22 protein-coding genes are annotated in these 18,960 nt (G+C 42.2%); 4 read left to right on the top strand and 18 right to left on the bottom strand.

Translation table 11 applies throughout. The features are described 5' to 3' along the window. Window positions 1-35: 35 nt before the first annotated feature. Complete coding sequence (locus BZA03_RS10845; protein ID WP_110288778.1) at window positions 36-2,501, bottom strand: CHRD domain-containing protein; 2,466 nt, start codon at window positions 2,499-2,501, stop codon at window positions 36-38. Window positions 2,502-2,740: 239 nt separating this feature from the next. Between BZA03_RS10845 and BZA03_RS10850 the strand changes: the two genes are divergently transcribed. Further along, the gene (locus BZA03_RS10850) at window positions 2,741-3,343 is read left to right on the top strand and encodes an FMN-dependent NADH-azoreductase (protein WP_061485981.1); all 603 of its coding nucleotides are present in this window, start codon (window positions 2,741-2,743) and stop codon (window positions 3,341-3,343) included. 170 nt (window positions 3,344-3,513) lie between these two features. On the opposite strand, the gene BZA03_RS10855 is transcribed toward BZA03_RS10850, so the two are convergent. Then, entirely contained in the window at window positions 3,514-4,068 is a 555-nt protein-coding gene (locus BZA03_RS10855; RefSeq protein ID WP_110288779.1) for a glutathione peroxidase, read from the bottom strand. A gap of 177 nt (window positions 4,069-4,245) precedes the next feature. Between BZA03_RS10855 and BZA03_RS10860 the strand changes: the two genes are divergently transcribed. Next, window positions 4,246-6,741: a prolyl oligopeptidase family serine peptidase gene (locus tag BZA03_RS10860; RefSeq protein WP_110288780.1), complete on the top strand. Its 2,496-nt coding sequence runs from the start codon at window positions 4,246-4,248 to the stop codon at window positions 6,739-6,741. A 206-nt stretch (window positions 6,742-6,947) separates the two neighbouring features. On the opposite strand, the gene rrtA is transcribed toward BZA03_RS10860, so the two are convergent. Beyond that, on the bottom strand, window positions 6,948-7,532 hold the full coding sequence (rrtA, locus tag BZA03_RS10865; protein WP_014949713.1) for a rhombosortase: 585 nt from the start codon (window positions 7,530-7,532) through the stop codon (window positions 6,948-6,950). A gap of 111 nt (window positions 7,533-7,643) precedes the next feature. Between rrtA and BZA03_RS10870 the strand changes: the two genes are divergently transcribed. Beyond that, entirely contained in the window at window positions 7,644-8,408 is a 765-nt protein-coding gene (locus BZA03_RS10870; RefSeq protein WP_230598867.1) for an enoyl-CoA hydratase, read from the top strand. Between the two features lie 14 nt (window positions 8,409-8,422). Beyond that, window positions 8,423-10,180, top strand: coding sequence for a gamma-glutamyltransferase (gene ggt / locus BZA03_RS10875; protein WP_110288781.1), 1,758 nt, complete (start codon window positions 8,423-8,425; stop codon window positions 10,178-10,180). A gap of 138 nt (window positions 10,181-10,318) precedes the next feature. On the opposite strand, the gene BZA03_RS10880 is transcribed toward ggt, so the two are convergent. The 15 genes from BZA03_RS10880 to BZA03_RS10960 all read right to left on the bottom strand — a co-directional run bounded on the left by BZA03_RS10880 (window position 10,319) and on the right by BZA03_RS10960 (window position 18,905). Further along, window positions 10,319-10,504: a DUF4177 domain-containing protein gene (locus tag BZA03_RS10880; RefSeq protein ID WP_075177370.1), complete on the bottom strand. Its 186-nt coding sequence runs from the start codon at window positions 10,502-10,504 to the stop codon at window positions 10,319-10,321. A gap of 39 nt (window positions 10,505-10,543) precedes the next feature. Continuing rightward, window positions 10,544-11,335, bottom strand: coding sequence for a PhzF family phenazine biosynthesis protein (locus BZA03_RS10885; protein ID WP_110288782.1), 792 nt, complete (start codon window positions 11,333-11,335; stop codon window positions 10,544-10,546). Then, window positions 11,325-11,702, bottom strand: a complete 378-nt coding sequence (locus BZA03_RS10890; protein ID WP_075177368.1) for a DUF3703 domain-containing protein — start codon at window positions 11,700-11,702, stop codon at window positions 11,325-11,327. The genes BZA03_RS10885 and BZA03_RS10890 overlap by 11 nt, the downstream gene beginning before the upstream one ends. Window positions 11,703-11,715: 13 nt before the next feature. After that, window positions 11,716-12,084 carry an MmcQ/YjbR family DNA-binding protein gene (locus BZA03_RS10895; protein ID WP_014949708.1) on the bottom strand — a complete coding sequence of 123 codons (369 nt, stop codon included), beginning with the start codon at window positions 12,082-12,084 and terminating at the stop codon, window positions 11,716-11,718. Between the two features lie 26 nt (window positions 12,085-12,110). Further along, a complete protein-coding gene (locus BZA03_RS10900) occupies window positions 12,111-12,965 on the bottom strand; it encodes an acyl-CoA thioester hydrolase/BAAT C-terminal domain-containing protein (RefSeq protein ID WP_110288783.1) in 855 nt (284 codons plus the stop codon). Window positions 12,966-13,609: 644 nt separating this feature from the next. Further along, on the bottom strand, window positions 13,610-13,924 hold the full coding sequence (locus BZA03_RS10910) for a hypothetical protein (protein WP_110288784.1): 315 nt from the start codon (window positions 13,922-13,924) through the stop codon (window positions 13,610-13,612). Between the two features lie 97 nt (window positions 13,925-14,021). Then, the gene (locus BZA03_RS10915) at window positions 14,022-14,291 is read right to left on the bottom strand and encodes a hypothetical protein (RefSeq protein ID WP_110288785.1); all 270 of its coding nucleotides are present in this window, start codon (window positions 14,289-14,291) and stop codon (window positions 14,022-14,024) included. A 184-nt stretch (window positions 14,292-14,475) separates the two neighbouring features. Continuing rightward, a complete protein-coding gene (locus BZA03_RS10920; RefSeq protein WP_075177365.1) occupies window positions 14,476-14,835 on the bottom strand; it encodes a hypothetical protein in 360 nt (119 codons plus the stop codon). Window positions 14,836-14,976: 141 nt separating this feature from the next. After that, on the bottom strand, window positions 14,977-15,291 hold the full coding sequence (locus BZA03_RS10925; protein ID WP_146212363.1) for a hypothetical protein: 315 nt from the start codon (window positions 15,289-15,291) through the stop codon (window positions 14,977-14,979). A gap of 380 nt (window positions 15,292-15,671) precedes the next feature. Continuing rightward, complete coding sequence (locus BZA03_RS10935; protein WP_110288787.1) at window positions 15,672-16,292, bottom strand: hypothetical protein; 621 nt, start codon at window positions 16,290-16,292, stop codon at window positions 15,672-15,674. A 126-nt stretch (window positions 16,293-16,418) separates the two neighbouring features. Next, window positions 16,419-16,778 carry an energy transducer TonB gene (locus BZA03_RS10940; protein ID WP_110288788.1) on the bottom strand — a complete coding sequence of 120 codons (360 nt, stop codon included), beginning with the start codon at window positions 16,776-16,778 and terminating at the stop codon, window positions 16,419-16,421. A gap of 116 nt (window positions 16,779-16,894) precedes the next feature. Beyond that, the gene (locus tag BZA03_RS10945) at window positions 16,895-17,131 is read right to left on the bottom strand and encodes a hypothetical protein (RefSeq protein ID WP_110288789.1); all 237 of its coding nucleotides are present in this window, start codon (window positions 17,129-17,131) and stop codon (window positions 16,895-16,897) included. Window positions 17,132-17,303: 172 nt separating this feature from the next. Continuing rightward, on the bottom strand, window positions 17,304-17,918 hold the full coding sequence (locus BZA03_RS10950) for a LysE family translocator (protein ID WP_039236148.1): 615 nt from the start codon (window positions 17,916-17,918) through the stop codon (window positions 17,304-17,306). A gap of 121 nt (window positions 17,919-18,039) precedes the next feature. Continuing rightward, complete coding sequence (locus BZA03_RS10955; protein ID WP_110288790.1) at window positions 18,040-18,450, bottom strand: thiol-disulfide oxidoreductase DCC family protein; 411 nt, start codon at window positions 18,448-18,450, stop codon at window positions 18,040-18,042. A 101-nt stretch (window positions 18,451-18,551) separates the two neighbouring features. Then, entirely contained in the window at window positions 18,552-18,905 is a 354-nt protein-coding gene (locus BZA03_RS10960; protein ID WP_110288791.1) for a hypothetical protein, read from the bottom strand. Between the last annotated feature and the right edge of the window lie 55 nt (window positions 18,906-18,960).

An 18,960-nucleotide genomic window follows, 5' to 3' on the forward strand; every position in this document is an offset into this window, starting at 1 on the left:
TATAATTGAAACACAATGGGTTTAGCAATTTTTTACTAGTCAAAACCTAGCGTAATTTGTCCACGAATTTCACCGCTTGGGAATGCATCTGAGTGGAAGTTAGTGTAAAGACCTCCGTCTGCCATAACATTCATTTGCTCAGCGGTTAACGTAGTATTAGCTGGCACAGACCACATACCGCTGGTTCCGGCAGTAAGTCCAATTAGAACATCACCATTTACGCCCATTTCACCCTCGTGAATGTGAGCCATGTTTGCTGTCATACCGGTAATGGTAACGCTGCCTGACAGTACACCTGTAGATGTATTCAAAGTAAATGCACCAGCGCCGCTTGCTGTTGTAGTTACTGCAGGCACTTCTTGTAGGCCGTTTGCGATGATGCCGTACACTTCAATATTATCAGGCGTGATTTGGCCGCGAATTTCACCACCAGTATTAGCTGCTGTATGCACATTCACATAATGACCACCTGCCAGTAGTTGCGTAGCTGTGGCTTCATCTAGTGCTATGCTTCCGTCTGTCATCCAAACGCCAGCGGTGCTTTCACTTTCCACAAGTCCTACAAGTACGTCACCATTTTCACCAGCAAACCCAGTATGAATGTGCGCCATAGTCGCATTTTCAATAGTGGTTACCGCCACAAGAGAAACGTTGTTGTTTGTGGTGTCGAAGAGCGCATAGCCAAACCCCATTGCCATGGTGTCAACTGCTGGTACCTCTTGGCTGCCGCTTAGTGAAAATGTTACTACCGCAGTTGTGTCGGGAACAATCTGACCACGCACTTCACCGTTAGGGTTAGCGGTAGTGTGAACATTTAAATACCACTCACCGCTAGTCAGCGCGTCTAAGTTGCTAGGTGAAATATTAGTTTCAGCGAGAACATAAGTACCATTACCAGCATCAGTCAGTGGGAAAGCAACCGGACCATTCATACCAATGCCGCCATCGTGTACGTGTACACCAGTAACATCCGTTAAGCCTGATACGTCAACACTTACGCTAAACGCCGGTAAGTCTTCGTCAATTTCGACCACTGCAGTTGCCATAGACATAGTAGTAACGGCAGGCACTTCTTGTGAACCACTTAAGTTTACATTGTAAGTCATGTCAGCATTAAAAGCTGGTGGAGGTGGTGCTAGGCCATCAAGCAACGCTAATTGAGGTAAATCGCCTTCCATTGCACCATCTAATGCGATAGCAGTGTAAATCTCACCATTCTCAAGCGTTAAAACACCTGTTTCGATTGCCGCTGTTTTGGTGCCTGTTGGTGTAACCGTAACGACGTAGTCACCTTCTGCAAGACTTACGTAACCTGTTTCAACAAGCTCGCCAGTCTCATAGGCAATATCGGCAAATGCCGGGTCAACCGCATCAATTTCACCATCTGCGGTTACGTAAATATCGACGTTACCCGCTGAAGGTGAAGCATGTACAATACGCACTTTCGCTTCTGTCGCTACGGAGCGGGGCATATCAACAAGCACATCAAGTTCTGGTGCAGCCAAAACGTTGTTTGCGATAGCGGTATAAGACATACCTACTTCTAGTGTCAACTCAGCATCGTCAATTGCCACAACACTGTTGTCGCTATCGGCTACAACGTCAATAAGATAGTCACCGGCTGCAACAGACAAATAGTCTGTGGTGCGCGGGAACTGTATTCCGTCCACCAATACTATTTCGTTATTTGCTACAACATCAACCGCTGGTGCGTCGCTGATACCGTGCACAACGCGGATAGCAGCACCTGCTTCTGCATCCCAAATCTTGAAGCTTCCATCACCGTCCGCGGCCAGTAATGTTACTGGTGAATCGCCTGTACCTACGTTATTAGTGGCAGCGATAAGCAAATCGGCACCGTCTGCAAGGTTTACCGTACCAGAGTCGTATACAACCGTTGTCTCACCGGCCGGTGTAATACGAATTTGATAATCGCCCGCGGGTACTTGAATCAAATCTGTCACGTCAGTAAATTCAGCAGTAACAAGCGGCTGCTCGGCAGTGATATCTGTATCTGGTGCCGTAACATAAATATCAACCATAGGAGCCATTGATGCTGCATGTACAATCTGTACTTGAGCATTACCCGCGTCAACTGCGGTTTCCATACTGGTCACCGTTAAAAGCGATAACGACTCATCGCCAACATTACCTACGGCAAAAATATCGTAGTTCATGTCAGCTTCTAAAGTAACGTCAGCTTGCAGCACTTCAGCGTTTTCACCTGGAAGAATGCCTGTAACACCAATATCGTACATGCCTGTCTCGACTTCGAAGCGAGATGAAGCAACTTGGTAATCAACGCTTTCAAGATCGTTGAGTATGGCGTCGTTAGCAGTGATGTTTACCATTGGTGCGTCTGATGCTGCGTGAACAACTCGAACGTTTGCGTATTCTGGGGTGGGTGTGGGCTCTTGTACGACATCGTCGTCGTCATCCGAGCAGCCAATTAAAAACAGTGGTAATATTGAACATGCAAGGAGCGCTTTGGTCCTTCTCATATTTTGTATCCTCTTAATTGTGTTGTGGCAAACTCGGTTACGCTGAGCAAATAAGAGAAGATCAACCTCCTTGCAACATTAACGTAATGTAATGTTTTCAATAATTTCACATTTACTCTATTCCTTGGCAGTTTGTTCTACAAAATAGAACGAAGCCTTCATGTTTTTGATATTTTCATCCCACCCGATTGCCGTAATATAGCCATATATTATCGAAACAACGAATATTGGAGTTCGGCATGAAAAAAGTACTGGCTATATTTTCCAGCCTAAATGGCAACCAAGGTAATTCTTCAAAGCTTGCAAACGAGTACCTTTCAAAAATTGAGAATGACGGTTCTGTGCACATTAACCGCGTGGATGTTGCCTCTCTGGCACTGCCTCATTTAACAGGTGAAGAAATGCAAGCGTGGATGACTGAGGCGTCTGAGCGAAATGAATCACAACAGGCATTGGTAAAAGTCTCTGATGACATTGTTGAAGCAGTAAAAGCGGCTGACGAAATTGTGCTAGCCGTGCCAATGTACAACTTTGGCATCCCATCGAGCTTAAAAGCTTACTTCGACCGTATTGCAAGAGCTGGTATAACATTTAAGTATACCGAGACAGGTCCTGTCGGATTGCTAGAAAATAAATCAGCGACTGTTTTTGCCGCGCGTGGTGGTGTGTATGCAGGTTCAGACTTTGATACGCAAACGCCGTATTTAAAACACTTTTTAAATTTTGTTGGTATCAGTGACGTTAAATTCGTTTACGCTGAAGGACTTAACATGGGCGAAGAGCAAGCAAACAAGGCTTTTTCTGAAGCAAGCGAAAAAATTATTGAACTAACCAACAACTAAACACACTAAATTAATGCAGTTAGCTAAAACGTAGGAAGTATGTTTTCAGCTAAAAGTGTGTTCCAAGTTGAGTGTGCTTGATTGCCCCGCGTGTTACGCGGGGCTTTTTTATGCGCGGCTTTTAGATTCTCGTTTGGTGTGACCTATAGGCAGCATTGATATTCGCGGTTTTATTCGCTTTTGAGGAGTGCCTCTATGTCAGCGATAAAAGCCGGATCAGTGGGCTTTGTTGAACTAGGGTAGTGGGTTATTTGCTTACCAGAGCTGTCAATAAGGTACTTATTAAAGTTCCATGATGGCGCTTTGCCGGTGGCGGTTTTTAGCATTCTATACATAGGATCGGCGTCTTCACCTTTTACCGATATTGGTTCAAACATCGGAAACTTTACGCCATAAGTCAATTCACACAGTTCTGCCGTTTTGCCTTCATCATTATCTTCTTGGTTAAAATCGTGCGACGGGAAGCCAAGTACTACAAAATCTTTGTCTTTGTAGTCATTATAAAGGGCTTCTAAACCTTCAAATTGTGGCGTGTAGCCGCAATAGCTGGCTGTGTTCACCACTAAAAGGGTCTTTCCGGCATATTCGTTACACAAATTCACCGTTTCTTGTGAGTTGAGCTTACGCTTCATGAACTTTAGTACGCTGGGGCACTCGCTCGCAAAGCTAGGAGTCGTGAAAAAGCTGAGCGCAAGCAACGCAGGTACAAAACCTTTCGCTTTCATAGTGTTTTACCTCATCAGTGAATTTTTGTTATTTTGTTCAGGCCGACAGACCAGTTTCACAACCATAAACGCAGATGGTTTACGTTTGGTTCACTATCTCAATCGATGAACGTTAGCGCATTAGTAACTGCTCTGCGTATAATGTTAACGTTTTTTACATAACAACGACTTAAAATAATGAAAAAATACTCTTCTTTACTCATCGCGGCTAGCGTTACTTTTGCGTTGGGCGGATGTGCAAGCACGACTAACGAACCATCTAACCAAGCAGCGTCTACATCGCTTCCTGCTGCCACTGTCCAGCAAACCGTTACACCCGATGTCGCGCCTCAGAACAGCGCGAAAAATGGTGAAATTACTTTAAAGCAAATAATGTCAGACCCTCAATGGATGGGCGCGCTACCCGAAGGTATGGGGTGGTCGGTCAATGGCGATAAAATTGTTTTTGAAAAAGAAAGACAGAATAGCGCGTTAACAGATGTTTATGTTGCTGAACTCTCAAACCCTGCAAATGCCGTAAAAGCACCGTTGTCAGATTTACACAAGTATCGTTTTGACGAACGTGTAGTAAGAAATGATGGTGTAATTGCTTATTCATTTGAAGACAGTGTTTATGTGCAATTTACCAACGGTGAAACCGTGCGTATCGCGCGTGGCGGGAATGCGCTGTCAACGCTTTCATTTATGACTGATGGCCGCTTAATGGCGTTAAGCGGTAACAAATTTATTGCTATAGACCTATCTAACGGCACCCGCGAAGAATTATTGAGCTGGGAGTTTAGCGACGAACCCAAAGCGGTTGAGCCGCCTAAAGATTATATTGCCGAGCAACAACAGTCGCTGGTGGAATATATCAAACTACAGCGCAAAAACAGACAAGAAAAAGACGACGCTCAAAAAGCGTTGGCCAAAGAAAACAGCAGTGTAGCACCTGCGCCGTTTTACTTTGATAAGTCGCATCGACTAGCGGGTATTAGCGTATCACCTGCGGGTAACTTTGCAGTAGTCGCCACCACGGAAAGTAAGCCGACTCGTGATGACAGCGACATCATGCCGCATTATATCCAAGAAGACAGCCGTATTGCCGCGAAGCCGGTACGCCAACGTGTTGCAGATGCAGAATCGGTAAATCATGAACTTTGGCTGCTTAATTTGAAAACTGGCGAGAAGAGTGAACTTAAATACTTTAATTTGCCTGGGTACAATGACGACGTACTTGCAGATGTAAAAGAAGAAAACGCGAAAGCAAAAGGCGAGACCTATGAAGTTAATCGTTTGCCACGCGACATTACCTTACTGCAAAGCTGGTATTGGACTAAGCCTTCGATTCGCTGGCACAAAAACGGTAACGCTGTTGCCGTTATGCTAGAAGCGTGGGACAACAAAGACCGATGGATTGCAACGGTCGACTTAGCGAATAAAACGCTAGAAAACCAACATAGGCTTCATGACGATGCGTGGGTAAACTACCGTTTCAACGCATTTGATTGGCTAAATGACAGCGAAACACTTTACTATCAGTCTGAGCATACTGGTTACTCTCACTTATACGTTCAAAAACCTGGCGAGAAGCCTGTCGCGCTAACCAGCGGCCGTTTTATTGTTGACGATTTAACGCTTTCTAGCGATGACAATTATATCTACTTTAAAGCTAACATGGAGCACCCGGGGCTTTACGAAGTTTATCGTGCAGATTTAAGTGACAATACCATCGATACCATGACTGATTTGAATGGTATGACAGACTACTCACTTAGCCCTGATGGTAAAAATTTGCTGCTAAGCCATAGCAAGGTGAATCAGCCACAAGAGCTTTACATTAAGCCAGCAAACGAAACAACAGCGGCAAAGCAAATCACGCAAAGCACCAGTGCAGATTTTAATGCACTTCCATGGGCGGTGCCTAACATCGTTGCTATTGAATCGTCGCATACCGATGCACCTATTTACGCACGAGTATATTTACCGGAAAATTACGACAAGACGGCACCAAATAAAGCGGTAGTGTTTAATCACGGTGCAGGCTACTTGCAAAACGCCCACATGGGGTGGTCTGGTTACTTCCGAGAATACATGTTCCATAGCATGCTCGTGCAGCAAGGCTATGTCGTACTAGATATGGACTATCGCGCTAGTGCTGGCTACGGACGTGATTGGCGAACCGCTATTTATCGTCAAATGGGTACGCCTGAAGTGCAAGATTTGCGTGATGGTGTTAACTGGCTTGTTGAAAATGCAAATGTAGATCGTGAGCGTATTGGCACATACGGCGGTTCATACGGCGGCTTCTTGACCTTTATGTCTATGTTTACCGCGCCAGATCTGTTTGCGGCAGGTGCAGCACTTCGTCCGGTAACCGATTGGGCCCATTACAACACGCCATATACGGCTAATATTCTGAATACGCCTGATATCGACCCCATTGCGTTTGAGCGTAGCTCGCCAATTTATTTTGCCGATGGATTAGAAAAGCCTTTGCTTATCAATGCGCCAATGGTTGATGACAACGTGTTTTTCCACGACACCGTGCGATTGGTACAGCGTCTTATCGAGCTTGAGAAAGAAGATTTTGAAACGGCCATTTATCCGGTAGAGCCACATGGCTTTGTGCAGCCAAGCTCTTGGCTTGATGAATACCGCCGTATCTATAAGTTATTTGAAGAAAACTTATAAGCAAATCTGCGAGTGCAACCCAGTGATTAAGAGCCACTGAGTTGCTCACAGCGCGGTAGCTATTAAGGACGGAAAAAGCTTACAAAAAAGGCCCAAATTCAATGAATTCGGGCCTTTTTTAGATCTTCATTTTTTGTTCCAGCACATTTTATCTGTTTTAACGAATTAAAATGCGCAAAAAGAGTGACACTATATCGCTCAAGTTTCTATTTTCTTTTCGCCGTAATAAACATAAGTAAAAAGATTGCGATACCCGTAAGCGCACCGAATAAATGCGCGTCTACGGCAACTTTTGCGTCAATCAGGTTTGCAACTTGTTCACTACTACCGTCAATTTGTTCGTATCCCACCTTGATGGCTAGACCTATAAGCAATAACCAACCCGACTTCATTTTCTCTTTTATATCAACACAGGCGCCCCATGCGAAAATACCGTGTAATGCGCCAGACAAACCCGCGTACCATATTAGATCTGGAGAGAAGAAATAAAGCCCGACACTGGTTCCTAAGCAGCACCATACAAAAACTTTTAAATACAAACCAATGCGATAATGTTCACCGTGTAGGGCCCACAATAGCGCCAGACCTGCTAAATTTAAAAGTAGGTGGTAGCCATTGGTATGCACGATATTGCCGCTGACTATTCGCCAAGTTTCTAGACCTTGAATGGCGTACCTGTCGTAAGCCAAATAATTGCCAGACATAGGCTCAAAGAAAAACGCGACAACGGAGCATAGCGCAATAAATAAAGGACCAGCGCTATACTTAAGCGAAAACGGCAGTGACATCATCAGTGTTAGTTATTTTTGAAATTAGAATTTGCTGGCTATGATACAGAAATTGCCTACAGGGTGAAAACTGAAGTACGCCCAAAACAAAAAGACGACAGTAAAGGAGTAATTATGTCTTACATTATTACCGAAACAAATCAGCAATGCTTAACCATTACACTTAACCGAACCGATAAGAAAAATGCGTTAACACGCGACATGTATCAAGAAATGGCGAATGCCATATTAGGTGTTAAGAACGATGGCTCAACCAAAGTGGTGGTTATTAAAGGCGCGGGCGATTGTTTTACTGCAGGAAATGACATTGGAGACTTCGCACAGCAACAAGATCACGCTCAGGTGCCAGAAACAGCTGCCTTTATGCGAGCTTTGGCGGCATGTAATTTACCGGTTATTGCACAAGTTCACGGATTAGCAGTGGGCATAGGCACAACGCTTTTACTTCATTGCGATTTTGTTTACGCCACTCCAGATACCCGATTTGTTCTACCATTCATCAACTTAGGGCTTGTTCCTGAATATGCATCAAGTTATCTTTTGCCTAAGGTTGCGGGTCATATAAAGGCGGCAGAGTGGCTAATGCTGGGCGAACCCTTTACCTCTGCTGATGCTTATCAATTTGGTATTCTGACAAAAATTGTCGACGCTCACGAAATAGATCAAACGGTTCAAACAACGGTAGAGAAACTCGTCGCCAAGCCTTCATTTTCGCTTAAACAAACAAAAGCGCTATTAAAAGGTGACGGAGAGCGAACAAACCAACAAATGAACGAAGAGTTTGATATATTTTTAGAAGCGTTGGGCACAACCGCAGCTCAAGAAGCGTTTGATGCGTTTCTTAAAAAACGCCCAATAAACCCCGAAAAATTTAAATAAGAGGAAGTATTATTTTGAGACGCAGTGCTTTTTTCAGAGCTTCAGTGGTAACTCTTGCATTATCTAGCTGTTTTATTTTTGGTGCGAACGCGAAGCAAACACGTGAAGTCGGAGAACCAGAAGCGGCAACAGGCTACATAGAGAAAAAGGCATTTGAAGCCGAAGATTATATGGTTGTAGCGGCAAATCCCTATGCGTCTTGGGCGGGAAAGAATATTTTAGAAAAGGGCGGAAGTGCGATCGATGCAGCGGTAGCTGTGCAATCGATGCTTTCGCTGGTTGAACCACAATCGTCAGGTATTGGCGGTGGTGCGTTTATCCTTTATTGGGATAATAAGAACAAAGTACTTCACACCTTTGACGGCCGTGAAACCGCACCGAAAGCTGTCAATTCTCATTGGTTTATTGAAGGTAATAAGCCAATGCGCTGGTTAGATGCCGTAGTAGGCGGTAAGTCAGTTGGCGTGCCTGGTGCAGTAAAAGCGCTAGAAATGGCTCAGGGCGAGTTCGGTAAGCTGCCTTGGAATACGCTGTTCGACGATACAATCAAAACAGCTGAAGACGGCTTTAAAGTATCGCCGCGTTTAGCCAAACTTGTTGCATTGGACTATCACCCTGGTCTTAAAACTTTTCCTGCAAGCTCTACTTATTTCTTCCCGGCAGGCCTGCCGTTAAAAGAAGGCACGGTTAAGAAAAACAAAAAATTAGCTAAAACCCTAAGAGGTATTGCGGAAAAGGGCAGCGACTATTTACTGAAAGGCGAAGTTGCCGAAAAAATAGTGGAAGCGGTTAATAATGCGGAGATTAACCCTGGCCAAATGTCGTTGGAAGACTTAGCAAGCTACGAACCAGTAAAACGTGAACCCGTATGTGGCCTGTACCACGAAAAACGCATTTGCGGTATGGCACCACCTAGCTCAGGTGGCGTAAACGTTTATCAAATTCTAAAAATGTTAGAAGGTTTTAACCTTAGTCAATACGCACCGGATTCAGTAGAGTTTGCCAACCTATATACGCAAGCAAGTGCGCTTTCATATGCCGACCGCGAGAAATTCATAGCGGATAGCGATTTTACTAACTTGCCGTTTGCGGCCATGATTAATACCGCTTATCTTCAGCGCCGTGCCGAGAGTATTGCTGTTGATAAAGAGTGGCGCCGCAAACGCGCGGGTAATCCTTACGCCGATGCGAATGTAGCACTTGGTACGTCAATGGAGCTGCCCAATACCTCACACGTTTCTATAGTAGACAAAGAGGGCAATGCAGTATCAATGACTACCAGCATTGAATTCATGTTTGGTTCTGGGATTATGGTAGAAGGCTTCCTGCTTAATAATCAGCTTACCGACTTTTCATTTTCGCCAACCAAAGATCGCTTCCCCGTACCTAACCGAGTAGAGCCTGGTAAGCGCCCTAGAAGCGCGATGAGCCCTACAATGGTGTTCGACAAAGAGGGGAATTTAGAGGTTGTTGTAGGCTCGCCGGGCGGCTCTAGAATTGTAAGCTACGTCGCTCAAACCCTAATTGGAGTTTTAGACTTTGGCTTGGATATTCAACAGGCCATCAATCTTCCTAAAATTACTAATCGAAACGACTACACTGCGTTAGAGAAGGGCACACCAATAGCTGAGCTTGAAGAGCCGTTAAAGGCACTCGGCCATAACGTTAAAGTAGTGGATTTAAACAGCGGTCTTCATGGCATTCAGTTTAAATCAGGTAAATTAATTGGCGGCGCAGATCCTCGCAGAGAAGGCATTGCAGTAGGGCGCTAATTTGGCGTTTGCCTAGTTAAAACTAGTTGCAGCAATGTGCTGTTGCCTTAGAGAAAGCGGAAGGTTAAATATCTTCCGCTTTTTTGTTTGCGCTGCGGGAGTGTAAATAAAATGGTCTGCTCTTTCTAGCTTCTACTCTTAACTATTCGATTTTTCAAGAAGGAGTAATACCGAACGAACATGTGCAGAAAAAGACGACACTGGTGTTATTTGAATGACACGCCAGCCCTGATTGTTGTATTTGGTAACTTCTTCGTTAAGGGTGTCTAAATTAAGCTGGCTAGACCAAAAGTTTCGAGTTTTAAATTCAACGACTTTTTGCATTTATTTATAGTTCCTTCTACAGCTTTATTCTTTAAATTGTTAGATAGTAATATAACCTTCAAGGTAAGACACCGCTTGGCCTGAAATAAGCACGCGGTCACCTGCCACCTCACATTTTAATGTGCCGCCTCGTTTAGATGCCTGATAAGCCATAAGTTTTGATCGTCCAAATACTTTTCCCCAATAAGGCGCTAGCCCAGTGTGGATTGAACCGGTAACCGGGTCTTCATCACCGCCGTTCGCAGGCCAAAAATAACGCGAAACAAAATCAAATTGCGTACCAGGCGCTGTCACTACCACATCATAAGGCGCTAGTGTTTTTAGTTGTTCGCTGTCTTGAATTACGCTTAAAACGTCGTCTTCGTCAGAATAAACAGCAAAGTAAGCTTGGTTATTTTTTAAAATGCTTTTGGGCTTGATAGAAAGCCCTTGTAGTAACGCTTCAGGAACATCGTTGACTGGGTGGGGCATTCTATTAGGGAAGTCCATTTGAATGAATCCGTCGTCTTTCTTGACGACTTTCATCATCCCAACCGACTTGGCGAATAGAGAAATGTGCGGTAGTTGGTAATTTTCGCTAAAAATGACAAACGCAGAAGCTAAAGTAGCATGACCACAAAAATCGATTTCCGTCACAGGGGAAAACCAGCGGATAGCGAATATACCGTTATCATCTTCAACTAAAAAAGCAGTTTCAGAAAGGTTATTCTCAGCAGCGATTTCCTGCATTTTTTCATCGCTAAGCCATTTTCCGGTGATAACCACCGCGGCAGGGTTACCTTTAAACCTTACGCTGGTGAACGCATCAACAACGTTAATTCTAATTTTCATAAGAACGCGCTTTTTTTAATATTCTGTCTAGTTCGGGTTTAATTGGCATTACCTTAAATGGGCTCACATTAGTACCGCCCGTATTTCCCGTAGGCACTAAACCAAAAGCGGTTTTTGTGGCAGCGCCCGCAATTCTGAAAAGTTGACCAAAAAACTCACCAATATTGCCTTGTTTCACTGCCCATAAAAGCATTTGAACGTGTACTTTAACGTGTAGCCTTGTAGAGGCTTGACCAAGAACGTGGGCATTTTCTAAGTGTGAAAAAGCACACTGTTGGCTGTTTTGGTTTTGCTTTCTATGAGCTAGCGCTAGTTCAGCTTCTACATAAGGGCGAATATTGCGCGTAAAGCCTTTTGCTTTGAACATGGTGTAAGCACCTTTATTGAGGTTGATTTAAACCAAGCTCTTTTTGCATTTTCTTGGTTAACCCTAACGATACTAGTTTATAAGATGCGCTTAAATAGTATTTTAACGCTTCATCTTCATCACTCTCGCAATTGTACTGTTGTATCCATTTCATTCCACGACTAGCGAGATAGGGTGCAGGCCTATAGCCAGGCTTTTCTTCCAGAAAATAATAGTTTTGCTCAGATGTTTTAAAGGTAAAAGCAGGGTGTCCGTCCTTGCTAATGCTCCCTATAGCAAAGACTTTACCACCTACTTTCCATACTTCTGAATTCCCCCACTGAACGACGTGAGTAGTGTGGGGGAGTGCTTTGCAATAGTGATTGAATTCATCAATGGTCATATGATTCTATTTATTGAAGAAGCTGACTAGTGGTTATTGTGATTAGTAAGCATCTTAATAAAGGTTTGGTTCATATCGCTACCCTCTTTTAAGAACTCGTAGTTAAGCAAGTGGTCTGCCCCTTGGTAGTTTATGTGCTTACACTTATGTTTAGTGCGCGCATTCATTTTTTCACAAACTGTTTCAGCCATAGTAGGCGAGGGCCAAATTTCATCGTTTTCGCCAGTCATTAACACAACATCGGCGCTGATTTTCTGTACAGGAATATTAGCTTTACCGTTGTCTGCTCGATTTTCTAAAGATTGCGTATAGAGATCTAGCAAACCATTAACTTCACCCGACGGGTTGAAAGGAACAAACGCTAAGTCTTGCCCGTCGTAAGTCCAGCTGGAACCAGGCACTTTACTCCAATCTTTCAAAATACCTGCCCAAACAACAGAGCTAGGCGCAATAGCAACCACATTTGAAATACTTGGTTCTTTTGACGCTAGAAGAAGTGACAGTTCAGCGCCTTTCGACCAGCCAACTACAATAATGTTGTCCGGCGTGGTTTCGGGTTGTGATTTTAACCACGACATAGCCTGAATTACATATTCAAGAGGTATTCTCTCTAACTCTGGCGGTAAGCCTTCTTCCTTAAAATAAGCTAAAGCTAGGGTAGGGAATCCCGCTTCAACGATTGGACTAGCGAGTTTTTCTGGCACGCCTCCCTCGGATCCTCCAAGCACTAAAACGCCCATTTTTCTCTCATTAGAACCCGATGGGTAGTAGGTGGCCGCTAAGCCATCTTCTTCAAATTTTAGTGTCCGCGTTGAGGCTTCGCATTGCATTGATACAAGTAAGAAAAAGAGAAAACAAAAAAGCACGGTTTGTGTGTTCATTTAATACCCGTTTGATTAACTTAAGATAAAAGGTCTAGTAGGAAACACCGCCTAAAAGCTCGATTACTTAATTTTGTTGTGAGACGGTAGATCGTTGCATATATCGCAGTGAATCCGCCTTTTAAAGTTGTAAGCACGGCGGACTGCAAAGATAAAGATGGAAATGAAAGCCCAAGTGGCTCCGAATTCCAGCGAATAAATGATAGATTGCCCTTTAAGATATTGAACGCTAGCAAAAATAGCGCATAACAGGGGGAGTGCTACTAAGTATTGTAAGGTCCATTTCTTAAGAGGCATTGTCATTCCTTTGATGTCTTTTAAAAGTTAGGTTTTCACCATGCTACATAGTCTCTGTACTGCTCACTATCTTAACTAACTCCTACACGAACATCTGATTTCACCATTTACATACCTTTCACTGTAATCCGACGCTGGGCATTGCATTTTTATTTGATTGCACTTAGAACGGTTACCACTAGACACTTTATTTCCGGTAATTGTTGATGAAATCACGTCACCTAGAACCTCCTCAGCTGTCCAGGGCTCAACATCAAGTGCAGTGCAACCAGACAGCAACCCTAGTAGTAAAATAGCAGGCAAAATGGTTGGTACTTTTCTCATAATATGTACTCGTATTTTTGGGCTTACGACTTAGTGTATTTATATTCAAATGATACAACCGCTGCACACAAACCGCCAACAATAAAACAAAACAAAGCGGTAGATACTGTACCTGCACTAAAAAGCCAAGCTATACCTCTCGCGCCATTCCAAGTCACTGAAAGAATTGGGCTATTTGGTTCGCCATACATAGTTCTTTGACCAAGGAATATACTAGAAATCCAAAGTAAAATAGTCACTAGTGAAAAGATATAGCCAAGAGCACTCGTGGCTCTTGCTGCGAAAAGTAGGGTAGGAAGGTTATCCGTCTTAATCTTCGAGTGTGGGTAAAACTTCATGAAAATCCTTTTAAAAACTGTGAAAAGACTAGATATATAGTTCGTTTAAAATTGTTTAAACAAACTGAGTATTAGCTTACGTACATATTGGATGGCATCAGGTGTAACCTAATAGCTTTGCTGCCAGAAGCGCTAACGAAATTACAGAGATAAATATTTGCAAAGCCATTAATTTGGGTTTTGGCTTCTTCTCCGATGTCAAAAATCGATTGATGTTCAACTGAGTAATTAAAAACAGTACTGAGATAAGAAGCATAGAGACAGCAACAAATGGCTTGTCTGATTGAAAATAGCCAACTGCCAAATAAATTGGCAATATAGTAAAGAAAGTTAGGATAATCCTGGCTGGTATTTCATTTTTTATCATAATTCTTCCTTGTGTATTGTAGTGAAAACTGAGTTTTTTCGTAAGGTTTTAGCTAAGCCAGGCTTTGGACTTTGTTACAGCTGGCAGGCCTAACAGCAGTTCTGTTAAAAAAACAATTCCCGTCGACATTTATGCTCGCTATTTACAAGCAATTCTCAACGATGTGTTATACGACGATATAAAACTATAAGTAACCTGTATCTTCATATTTCTCATAGCCTGCTTGAGTTAGCGCCTTTAGTTGTTGAAAAAGTTTGGTATCTTCAGTTTTAAAATTAAAGCATGACTTACCCTGCATTCGCTTTTTAAGCTCTGGGGTAATAGTTTCAAGCAAGTCCGGAAACACGTAAACAGGCATGAGGTGGAAGCTAATATAATTCTTACTTATTTTTACTGAGCCAAAATACATGGGCTTCTTGTTTTTCATTACGTGGTGCGTGTTCAAATAATAATTATCGGGTGTATCTGTAACTACATCCATTTCGCTAGCATATGGAGTCAGTATCTTTTTTAGCTGTTGGAATATCTCGTCCGGATTACCCATTAAATTAACCACCTTTAAGACTCTATCGATTAAACATTTTCAACTTCGCCTAGTTTCAAGCGTAAGCTTAGCACAAAGTGTCAGCTTTCTTGCTGTTGTCAGTTGTATTGAATCTTGCTGTATATAATGACATCTCACAGCTTACGTATCGTGGTCATTTGGGTGGGAAAGTGAAGCCTCCCAGGAAACAAATGCAGCAAATAGAGCAGATACGACCAACACAACTATAGCGAGGAAAAGAGCAATTACTCCCAATTGATATGGATGTGATTCATAAGTTTCTCCTTGGCCTCCAACTGGTGCACTTGGAAATAGATAAACATAAAATTCAGAAAAGAAAGCTAAAAGCGCTATGCCTATCAAGAAGTAGCCGGCATAGGCTAACAAACGCGCAAACAATAGTAGTATGCCTAGGTTTTTGGGCTTTAAGTTAGAGTAGGGTATTAGTTTCATCATGGTTCTCTTACATTAATTCACTGTGCGCTATCGCTTTCAGTAAGCGACTGAGACAATGAGGCACCATCATAAAATTCAGTGAAACGGTTATTCATGTGTCGGCCTTTGAAAATAGTGGAGGCTAAACCAACGAACCGAGTTGTACATCCAGTTAACGCAGATTCCAAAGATAATAAATACGGGCACTGAAAATGTTGACAGTGACAATATATTGGCTTGGGCTGCATCTAGCCCCGCTAACTTTAAAAGCAAGCCAGAAAGCAAAACCGAGATTATAAAAATCACTACTTTGAAGAAATTATTATTAGCAACATCCACTATTACTCTCCTTAAGTGTTGAACCGCTTAGTAACTACTATGCCGCTTCTAGGAATTTTTTATTAAAAGGAATAGAAAAAAACAGAAAGCACCAACAGAATTAATCCGATTAAAATGTAAAAGACCGGTGTCGTACTATTGGTTTTTACAGAGTGAGATTGAAAATACTGATTGATACTTGGAACTAGCGTATTCAACAGGTGGTTATATTTCGATTGTTTTAATTTTAGTTGTCCTGTGCCAACCCAGCTTTGAACTGACACCAGAAGATCGGCACTACTATTTGTGAGTTTAATCAATGAAACTTGCTCTTCAAACTGTATGTGGTTTTGGTCCAGTGCGTAATGTAGAGCATTTCTAAATGAGTCGTCAGAAATCCCTATTGCCATATAGCCTTTCATTTGAATCCAAAAAAATGCTAAAAGAACAACATACATAATAGGGGACATCAAAGATAACAAACTAAAAACACCGGTAGAAAATTGAGTTTCAACTGACATAATTAGTTGAGGGGAAAACGCGATAACCATAAACACAAAGAACACTTTAGAAGGTAATAACAAAGGTTTCTTAGATGTTATGACTTTTAGGCCGATATAAAGAAAAAATACCGCCATTAAAGTAAAAACCAGCGGAAAATATATGTTCAAAATAAAACTTCCTGTTGATAGTACTCCAGACACTTTGAATTCCTTTTCTTATAAAACGCTAGTAGTAAGTCGTGTGCTAAGTTGAAACAGATCTTTTATCTCTATTTTTAGAAAAAACATAGCCCAATTAAGGGCATCTGCATTAGCCCAACATATTGATTAAATATTCCAGTCAAGTCTCACTTTGGTATATTGTTTAACCGGCTCTCCGTTTAATCGGGCTGGCTTATACTGCCATTTTTTGATGGCGTTCTCACCATTCTTATCAAAAACACCTGAAGGCACTGATTCAATAATATTGATCGCTTCTACCGTTCCATTCTCTGCTATTACTAAATCAGCAACAATGAAGCCACTGATGTTATTACGAGCAGCAGATGGCGGATAATCGGGTTTAACTCTGTTAAAAGGTATGGCTGGCGCCGTTACTTCGTGATCGTAATAAACATTTAATGGGACAGATGCGCAACCCGTCATCACACCCATAATAAAAAACACTGATATTTTAGATAATCTCATCAAGTTATTACTCTACTCCAGATCTTTTAACCGCGGAGGCGGCAACAAGGCTGAAACGACATCCCCTGAGCGAATGCGTTTCGGCAAATATAGGAAATAGTTATGTGAAGCGACTATCAATTCATAGAAAGAAGGCTTCGAGGCTTAAGTTCCAAATTACTTTCTAGCTTTTCTATTTTTTGAAGAAGTTCTTGATTTGATTCGCGGGCTTGGTCGACTTGATTTTGAAGCTTGTCTACTTTTTGCTGAACTGTCTGATTAGCTTGACTTTGTTGATATAAAATAAATGATTGCAAGCTTACGATAACTGCAAAGGCGATAGTTGATAGTGTTAGCTTTGTGTAACTTTTCATAGAACTTCCTTATTTCAATTGAATCTTAAGACTACCAGTGAATTTTTTGTTTTTCACTAGTTCATTCATTTTAAATGGCTGCATATATACCTCGGCCAAAATCAGAATGAAGATAAGTAGCCAACACACTTATGCCAAAATAAGCAATTAGTGATAAGTTAGCATATTTTCATCACCGCTCGGTAAATGCCAGTTTGAGTCCAAGGCCTGCAAAACTGGCCGAAAATAATCTTTGCATGGCCATGGTCGCTCTTTTCGAATTCACAATGAACAGACTAAAACTGCCCGATAAAAAACCATATATAACAAAAACAGCAAACGTCAGGGCCATGAATATGCTACCTAAAATGAGCATATGAGAAAGTGCGCCATCTTGATTTGCGGGTACGAATTGCGGAATAAATGCCAAGAAGAAAATAGATAGCTTCGGGTTTAAAATATTGAGTAGAAAGCCCTTTATTGCAATGTTTAGATAAGTAGACTGGCTGCCTTTGCTATTCACATTGAGTGGCGATGACGTTTTCCACATTTGCCAGGCTAAATAAAGAAGATAGATAACGCCAAGGTATTTAATAATCTGAAACGCAACTGCACTTGTGTGGAACAATGCGGCTAGACCCAATGAACTCGCAAGCAAAGCCGGTATAATTCCCAAAGTGCAGCCTAGCGCTGCAACAAAACTTGCTCGCTTCCCAATAAAAAGCCCCGTGGCAACGGTGTACAAAACTCCCGTGCCGGGAATAAGTACGACAATAAGAGACGTAACAAGAAAATCTACAGAAATCATCCCACAGTTCCTATACTTTAAAAGTTAAAGCGCAGTTAGTAGTATAAGCACGAAGTAACAACATATGCGAGGGATGAATACTCAAGCGTAGCATCCTGTAAAGGAGCCATTGCTGTGTACGTTACTTCGCGAACCCTCTGAACCTCTCTAGAACTTTCTTATCGGGTATTTGACATTGTTGAGTGCCACCGAACAGTTTAATGCGATTACGGGCAAACGTTTTGTAGAAAAAGTCTCTTAAGGTACGCGGTAAAATTTTAAATACGCCAAATACAAACCAAAGCCCAGACAAATCTTTAGCGATTTCTAACGCTGCGTCTGACCAGAGAAACAATTGTCCGTTTTTTACTAACATAAATGTATCAATACCTACTGTATCGACCTCATACTGCTCAATAACTTCTTGAGCATATTCTGACTGCATCGGTGAGAAGGTAAAACGTTCCGCTTTGTCCCGCTTCAAAATAAATGCAACAGCCCCATTGCAGAAGTTACATACACCATCGTAAATAACTAAGTCTTTATTTTCCAATTAACACTCCTACATAAAGCCGCCAGAAGTTTAGAGAGTGTATTGCTAAGCCAAGCGTTTATCTATTTAACCAGGGAACAGTGAGCAACATAGTAAATTCGCTAGCTACCTTTGCTTGAAAAATCTGCATGGCTGAATACGCTTTTTGCTTTATTGATTCCGCTCTCTAAATGTTCAGCGTGCAGCCAAATGTCAATTACGTTATTGCTCCTTTGAAAGAGGCTTAATCGATTGCCATGAACCTCTACTTTTACGACGCTATCAATACGAATCGCGGTTCTGTGTACAAACGAAAACCGAAGTTTCGAGGTTCGATTTATCAATACCTGATCGCCGTTGACATCGAAAAGCTCTCTATTGCGAGACTTATAATGAAAAATAAATGAAATAAGCGCAAATACAGCTAATAAGATTAAGAACAGGTTTTTAAATATAAAAGAAGGTAATTCTTCCATGCTTTTCTCTAGTAGTTAACTTTCTAATAAAAAAGCTTGCACGAGAGTTACAATG

The organism is Alteromonas sp. I10 (genome assembly GCF_003201515.1).
Lineage (GTDB): Bacteria > Pseudomonadota > Gammaproteobacteria > Enterobacterales > Alteromonadaceae > Alteromonas > Alteromonas macleodii.